Origin of the sequence: Pseudomonas sp. SWRI68 (assembly GCF_014269165.1) — a bacterium.
In the GTDB taxonomy this organism is placed as follows: Bacteria; Pseudomonadota; Gammaproteobacteria; order Pseudomonadales; family Pseudomonadaceae; genus Aquipseudomonas; species Aquipseudomonas capeferrum.
Window position 1 is genome coordinate 156,356 of record NZ_JABWRU010000001.1, and the last position, 7,012, is coordinate 163,367.

The window sequence follows — 7,012 nt, forward strand, 5'->3', positions numbered from 1 at the left end:
CCCCCGCAATCCGCGTTACCCCCTCAAAACCCAATAAACGCGTAATAAACCGGCGTTTCAGAGGTCGTGCTCAGCCCAATCCCCCGCAAACTGGCCGTCAACGCTTCATCCTGCACATGCAGCGTCCACCGCGCCCCATTATCCTCTGGCACCTGCGCCAACGCTGTCGCAAAAGCCCCCATCTCCGGCAGATAAGCCGTAAACCCGTTCCCTTTCAGCGCACTGGTAGTCATGCCCAACGCCTGGCAAACCGCAACCTTGGCCGCGATGTCATCACGATCCGCCTGGCGCGAAGCCTCCACCAGCGCCGCCAGCCCCGCGTCGGCCAGCTGGCTGCCATGAATCAGCGCCGGCCCCTGCTGCCAAGCCTCGGTCGGGCAGTCCTTGTTCTCGGGTCGCAGCGGAATATGCGGGTTGATTTCCACCGGGTAGATGCGACAGACCAGCGGGCGCGTGTCGTAAATGGTGCACAGGTCATTGTCGTCGAGGTTGCGACAGCGCCCCGGGTTGAAGGCCGCGAAGGTCACCGAGACGCGAGCGACCGTGTCGCCGCAGGCCACCGGGTGAGAGCGGCGCAGCACATGCTCGCGTTGCTCCTCCGGCATGCCCGGGCCATCGGCCACGAAGGCTTCTATCAATACCACCACCTGGCCCCCAGCCCCCGCCCACTGGCGCGCCTCGTCGAGGGTCAGCGGCACATGGTGGCCGGTGCAGCACTTGCCGCAGCCGGTGCAGGCGAAACGCAGGTTGTCGGTCACTTGGCTTCCGGGTTCCATTCGCTGACGAACGCGCGCTGGTGCTGGCGGTCGTAAAGGCACAATTCGGTGCCGCTACGTTGCTGCATGTGCTTTTGCGGGTAGACGCCTTCGATCAGCAGGGCACTCATGCCGACCTGGTCGTCGAATTCGGCGGGCTTGCCGCGCGCATGGGCGTCCTTGAACTGGCTGGCGGCAAGGCACGCCTTGAGCATCTGCTGGCGCTGCTCGTTCCAGGCCTGGCTGCTGGAGGCCTGGGCGACACCGCTGAACAGCGCGCAGGCGACTAGGAGGGAGCTGAAAAACTTCATACGCGATTCCGGCAAATATCTTCCGAGGGGAGCGAATTATGCCCGAGTCACCCCCGACGGCAAGCCGGGGAGTTTGTCGCTTGATGTATCAACGCTCGGCAAACACCACTGCCCGCGCCGCCACTACCAGGCAATCGGTCAGCTCCGGCGAGGAGAACTTGGTAAGGATGGCATTGGCCCCCGCCAGCCTGGCTTTTTCGCTGCTCATGGCGCTGTCGAGCGAGGTGTGCAGCAGGATATACAGGTGCTGAAAATCGGGCGTTTCACGCAGGGTACGGGTGAAAGCATAGCCGTCCATTTCGGACATCTCGATATCGGAGACGATGATGTTGATCTCCTGCGCGGTGCCCTGCAGTTCCAACAACACGTTGATGGCATCCTTGGCACTGCGTGCGGTATGGCATTCGATGCCCAGGTTGCGCAGGGTGTGCACCGACTGCTGCAAGGCCACCTGGCTGTCGTCCACCACCAGGATGTTGGCGACGGCCAGCAGGCTCGCGTCTTCTTCGGTCAGGGCGCCGTGCTGTGGCTCGGCGGCAGGCGGGGCGATGGCATGGATGACCTTCTCGATGTCCAGTACCTGCACCAGCGCGTTGTCGACCCGGGTCACGCCGGTGATGAACGAGCGGTTGCCCGAACCGAAGGGCGGCGGTTTGATGTCGGTGCTCAGGCAATGCACGATGCGGCTCACGGCCTGTACATGCAGGCCTTGGCGCGAGCGGCTGATCTCGGTGACGATCAGGCAGCCGCCGTCCGGGTCGGCCAGCGGGCGCTCGCCGATGGCGCGGGACAGGTCGATGACCGACAGCGAGTTGCCGCGCAGGGTGGCCACACCTTTCACATGGGGGTGCGATTCGGGCAGCTTGGTCAGTGAAGGGCAGGGGATGATCTCGCTGACCTTGAGCAGGTTGATTGCCATCAGCTTGCCGCTGCGCAGGGTGAACAGCAGCAAGGACAGCGAATCCGCGCGGGCATTTTGCGTGGCCATGGTGACCTTCGTGGGAATAGGGGGATAACGGGTTATCGGCGTATTTGCGTCGGGCTTTAGTGGGCGTGTTGTCGCTGCCTGGCCTGATAGAGCGGGGGGCGCAAAGCGCCCCCACGATTACCGTTCGCGCAGGGCTTCCTTGGCCCGGTTCAACGGCTTGATCAGGTAGTCGAGGATGGTCTTCTCGCCCGTGCGGATATCCACCGTGGCAATCATCCCGGGCACGATCGCAAAGTGCTTGCCGGCCTTGTTCTGCAGGCTGTCCTGCTCGGTGCGGATAAACACCCGGTAGTAGTAGATCTCCGGCTTCACCTCGTCCTGCAGGGTATCCGGCGAGATGCCGACTACTTTGCCTTCCAGCCCGCCGTACACCGAGTAGTCATAGGCACTGATCTTGACCTTGGCCGCCTGGTCGGGGTGGATGAAGGCGATGTCCCGTGGTGCAATGCGGGTCTCGATCAGCAGGCGCTCGTCCATCGGCACGATCTTCATCACTTGCCCACCGGGCTGCACCACACCGCCCAAGGTATTGACCTCAATGTCCTTGACGATGCCGCGCACCGGTGAGCGCAGGGTCAGGCGCGTCAGCGAGTCGCTACGCCCGCGGATCACCTCGGATAGGCTGTCGGCCTCGGCGCTGGCCTTGGCCAGTTCCTCGCGTGCACGCACCAGGTAATCGGAGCGCGCTTCGTTGGCCTTGAGCTGCAGTTCCGAGCGCTGGCGGTTCAAGCGGATCACCTCGACCCGGCTCGAGGCGCCCATCTTCGCCAGGTTCTCGGTGATCTTCAGCTCGCTGCGCACCAGTTGCAGCGAGTCCTCGATACCGGCCAGGGTCTGCTCCAGGCCACGGCGGCGGGTCTGGTACAGCGCGGTCTCGGCGTCGATCAGGTCGGGTGAGTCGCGCAGGCTGTCGGGGAACACCAACGGCTTGCCGGTCACCTCGGCCTGCAAGCGGGCCTGGCTGGCCTTCGCCGCGCGGTACTTGGCTTCGCTTTCGCCGACGCTGGAGGAGGTCTTGGTCGGGTCGAGCTGGGCCAGTACCTGCCCGCGGTCGACCAGGTCACCTTCGGCCACGCTCATCTGCGCGACGATGCCGCCCTCGAACGACTGGATCACCTGCTCGCGTGAACTGGGGATCACCTTGCCGGTGCCGGTGGACACTTCGGTCACCTCGAACCAGGCCGCCCACGCCAGGAACGCCGCCAGCATCAGCGCACAGATCGTGATGATACGGCCGGCGCGGAACACCGCCTGGTCGTCCTGCCCGTCCAGGTAGGACGCCGGGAGTTCATGGTTGCTCATGCCTGGGCTCCTTGCAGTTTCGCCAGCGCGGCATCGCGTTTGTCGTCGATGACGATGCGCCCGCCATCGAGCACGAGGATCCGGTCGACCCGCTGCAGCACGCTCAGGCGGTGAGTGGCGATCACCAGGGTGCGGCCCTGGCAGAAACGTTCGAGGTTATCCAGCAGCTTGCGTTCGGTCATGTCGTCGAGGGACGCGGTGGGTTCGTCCAGCAACAGCACCTGCGGCTGGCGCACCAGCAAGCGTGACAGCACCAGGGCCTGGCGTTGGCCGCCGGACAGGCCCACGCCGCCTTCCAGAATCAAGTGGTCCATGCCTTTGGGCAGCCGCCGGACAAAGTCCAGCGCCCCCGTGGCGGCCAGGGCGGCGACCAACTCCTGATCACTGGCCTGGCCGGCACCCAGGGTGAGGTTTTCCCGCAGGGTGCCGTGGAACAGCCGCGAGTACTGCGGCAGCAGGCCGACATCGCGGCGCAGGTCGGCAGGGTCGAGGTGGGCCAGGGCGATGCTGTCCAGGTTGATTTCGCCCTGCACCAGGTCCATGGCACCGCCCAGGGCCTGTAGCAGGGTGGATTTACCGGCACCGTTGCGGCCGAGCACGGCGATGCGTTCCCCCGGCTGGATGTCCAACTGGGCGATGCTCAGGACGGGCGGGGCCTCCGGGCTGTAGCGGAAGTTGGCCTGGCGCAGCTGATACTCGCCGCGGATGGCCGGCAGGTGCACGCGGGCTTCGTTTTCGGGGTGATCGACCGGTGACTGCATCAACTTGTCGAGGCCTTGCAGGGCCACCTTGGCCTGCTGCCAGCGAGTCAGCACATGGGTCAGTTGTGCCAGCGGCGCCATCATGCGCGACGACAGCATCGACGCCGCCACCAGGCTACCGGTGGTGAGGTCGCCGGCGATCACCATCGGTGCGCCGATGACGATGACCACCGCAAACACCGCACCCTGCACGTTCTGCGTCCAGGTCACCAGGCCGTTGGTCAGGGTGCGCAGGCGCAGGTTGGTGTGGGCGCAGGCGGCGTTGTACTGGTTCCATTGGCGCTCGAAGCGTGCCTCGGCTTGCAGTGCCTTGATTTCGTCCAGGCCCTGGATGCTCTCAACCAGCATGGCGTTACGCAGCGCCGACTCACGCATCGAGGCATTGGCCAGGCGGGCCAGGCGCCGTTGCGCGAGCAGGCCGGGCAGGACCATGGCCAGCAACGCCACCAGCGGGATGAACACCAGCACGCCGCCGATCAGCCAGAACACGAACAGGAACAACAGGAAGAACGGCAGGTCGGCCAGGGCCGTGGCGGTGCTTGAGGTGATCAGGTCGCGGATCGACTCCAGCTCGCGTAACTGCGAGATGAACGAGCCGGTCGACTTGGGTCGCACCGAATTGCGCAGGCGCAAGGCATGCCCATAGACCAGGTCGGAGACGCGCAGGTCGGCGCGCTTGCCCAGCAGGTCGGTCACCTTCAGGCGTAGCAGGCGCATGCTGAAGTCGAACACCAGCGCCAGTACTACACCGCCAAACAGCACGTACAGCGTGGGCAGGGACTCGGCGGGGATCACCCGGTCGTACACCTGCATGGAAAACAGCACGCCGGCCAGGGCCAGCACGTTGGCCACCAGCGAGGCGACCATCACCTGCCCATACGGGCGCAGGTCGCGCAACACGATGCGGGCGAACCAGTGGCGGTCGTAGGGGGCGGTGTAGTCGTCGGTGCGCACATCGCGCAACGGCCGCGCCGGGCGCAGCAGGGCAACCCGGGTGATGCGCCCTTTGAGGGTGTCGCGCGGCAGGCGTGAGGTCAGCCCCTGGTCACCGGCGAAGACTACCGCCAGGTCGTCCTCTTCGGTTACCGACTCGACCACTGCCAACTGGCCGTCGTCGAGTTCCAGTACCAGCGGCGTGCGCCATTGCCGCAGGCCTTTGGCATCGAAGCGCACGAAGCGCAGCGCCAGCCCGGCCTGGCGGGCCATGTGGCGAAGAATTTCATCCAGTGGGCGGGCATCTTCGACGGCCGCCAGGCGTATGCGTTGCGGCGACACGTCCAGGCGGTAGTGGTGCGCGACCTGGAGCATGACCTCAAGCCAAGGCCCCAGGTCTGGCCGTTGCTGGGCCGTTTGCTCCGGGGGCTGGCTGGGCAGGGTCACATTGACGGATTCGTTCATGGCTGGATCTCCACACCTTGCAGGTTACGCCCCTCGAGCCCGAAGGCCGTGCGCAGGGCGCCGGTGTTGTAAAGGCAGTCGACATCCAGGCGCAGCAGGTCGGAGCGGGTGCCGGCGAGTTCGAAGCGTGACTGGTAGATTTCCTGCTCGGCGTTGAGCAGGTCGAGCAGGGGCCGGGTGCCCAGGTCCAGGTACTGCCGGCCGTACAGCATGCGGGCTTCCTGAATGCTGACCTGGCGGGCCTCCAGCGAACTGAGCCGACGGCCCAGCCCTGAGGTCTGCGCCATGGCCTCGGCCAGGCCGCGACGGGCCTGCAGGCGGGCGGCATCTTCGGCCGAGTCGGCGGCAGTCAGCGCATGGCCGGCGGCGCGGCTGCGGGCGCTGATGGCGCCACCCTGGTAGATGGGCACCTCGACGTTCAGGTAGATGCCTGCCTGGGTGCGGTCCATGCGTGAGTTGTCGCGGTCGTAGTCGTTGTCCAGGTAGTGGTTGATCTGCGGCTGCAGCGACACGGTGGGGTAGGCTTCGGCCTTGGCCTGGGCCAGTTCGGCCTGGCCTTGGGCACGCTGGGCCAAGGCCATCAGCACGGCGGGCAAGCGGTCGTCGCCTTGTGCCGGGCGCTTGCAGGCCTGGTTCAGCTCGGGTGGCGATTCTTCGGCCAGCGCCGGTGGCGTGACCCGCCCCAGCAACGATGCCAGGGTCGAGCGCCAGCGTTCGTACTGTGACTGGTATTCCTCCAGGGTGGCGCGGGCGCTTTCCACGCGGGACTCGGCCTGGACCACGTCGGAGCGGGTGCTGGCGCCCATGTCGCTGCGTTGGCGAGCCATGCCGGCGATGTCGCCCACCCCGCGAATCTGGTCGCGGGCAATGGTGATCAGTTGTTCGTAGCGCCGGGTTTCGACCCAGGCATAGGCGGTGTCGCGGGCCAGTTCGTCGACCACCAGCAGGATATTGGCTTGGGCGCGGGCGGCGGCGGCCTGGGCAGCGCTGACGGCGCTGTCGACCTTGCCGAAGTCGTAGAGCATCTGCTTGAGTGACAGGTTGAGCGCCTGGCTGTTGCGGTCGCCGCCGTAGCCGGTGTCATAGCCAGTGCGCACACCGCCGGAAATCTGCGGGTAGTAACCGGCGCGGGCAACATTGATGCCTTCGCCTTGCTTGTAGAGGTTGCCGATGGCCTCGGCGATGCTGGGGTGCCATTGCGCGGCTTGCAGCACCGCTTCGGTCAGGCCAAGGCGGTCGCCATTGGCGACGGGGGCCATGCCGATGGCAGGGCGGGCGGGCACTGCATCGGGCGCATCACGTAACAGTGATGGCCCGATCTGGCGCAGTTGTGGGTCGATGTCATCGGCCGCCTGGGCAGCCGTGTTGAAGTTCAGGGCCAGGAGCCCCAAGGCTCCCAGCAACAGCGGTGACAGCGGACTGCTTCGCTTCACATAGTTCCCTTACTGCTATTCCGTCCTTGCCGCCGGGCGATGGCCCGGCGGGGTTGCAGCGGCC

6 protein-coding genes are annotated in these 7,012 nt (G+C 65.9%); all 6 read right to left on the minus strand.

What is annotated here, in order from left to right; all coding sequences use genetic code 11:
* Window positions 1-23 precede the first annotated feature (23 nt).
* The 6 genes from HU770_RS00720 to HU770_RS00745 all read right to left on the minus strand — a co-directional run bounded on the left by HU770_RS00720 (window position 24) and on the right by HU770_RS00745 (window position 6,948).
* A complete protein-coding gene (locus tag HU770_RS00720; RefSeq protein ID WP_186662896.1) occupies window positions 24-758 on the minus strand; it encodes a YkgJ family cysteine cluster protein in 735 nt (244 codons plus the stop codon).
* Window positions 755-1,066 (minus strand): hypothetical protein, encoded by a 312-nt coding sequence (locus tag HU770_RS00725; RefSeq protein ID WP_033701241.1) that lies wholly within the window; start codon window positions 1,064-1,066, stop codon window positions 755-757. Before HU770_RS00725 ends, HU770_RS00720 begins: the two co-directional genes overlap by 4 nt.
* Before the next feature lie 88 nt (window positions 1,067-1,154).
* The gene (locus tag HU770_RS00730; protein WP_186662897.1) at window positions 1,155-2,054 is read right to left on the minus strand and encodes a chemotaxis protein; all 900 of its coding nucleotides are present in this window, start codon (window positions 2,052-2,054) and stop codon (window positions 1,155-1,157) included.
* 117 nt (window positions 2,055-2,171) lie between these two features.
* Window positions 2,172-3,356 carry an HlyD family type I secretion periplasmic adaptor subunit gene (locus HU770_RS00735; RefSeq protein ID WP_033701238.1) on the minus strand — a complete coding sequence of 395 codons (1,185 nt, stop codon included), beginning with the start codon at window positions 3,354-3,356 and terminating at the stop codon, window positions 2,172-2,174.
* The gene (locus HU770_RS00740) at window positions 3,353-5,515 is read right to left on the minus strand and encodes a type I secretion system permease/ATPase (protein WP_186661059.1); all 2,163 of its coding nucleotides are present in this window, start codon (window positions 5,513-5,515) and stop codon (window positions 3,353-3,355) included. Before HU770_RS00740 ends, HU770_RS00735 begins: the two co-directional genes overlap by 4 nt.
* Window positions 5,512-6,948, minus strand: coding sequence for a TolC family outer membrane protein (locus HU770_RS00745; RefSeq protein ID WP_033701236.1), 1,437 nt, complete (start codon window positions 6,946-6,948; stop codon window positions 5,512-5,514). The genes HU770_RS00740 and HU770_RS00745 overlap by 4 nt, the downstream gene beginning before the upstream one ends.
* Window positions 6,949-7,012 lie beyond the last annotated feature (64 nt).

Bases quoted from the DNA above. Each gene is read 5' to 3' on its own strand.
- HU770_RS00735 (WP_033701238.1), bottom strand. From the start codon at position 3,356: ATGAGCAACCATGAACTCCCGGCGTCCTACCTGGACGGGCAGGACGAC.
- HU770_RS00740 (WP_186661059.1), bottom strand. From the start codon at position 5,515: ATGAACGAATCCGTCAATGTGACCCTGCCCAGCCAGCCCCCGGAGCAA.
- HU770_RS00730 (WP_186662897.1), bottom strand. From the start codon at position 2,054: ATGGCCACGCAAAATGCCCGCGCGGATTCGCTGTCCTTGCTGCTGTTC.
- HU770_RS00725 (WP_033701241.1), bottom strand. From the start codon at position 1,066: ATGAAGTTTTTCAGCTCCCTCCTAGTCGCCTGCGCGCTGTTCAGCGGT.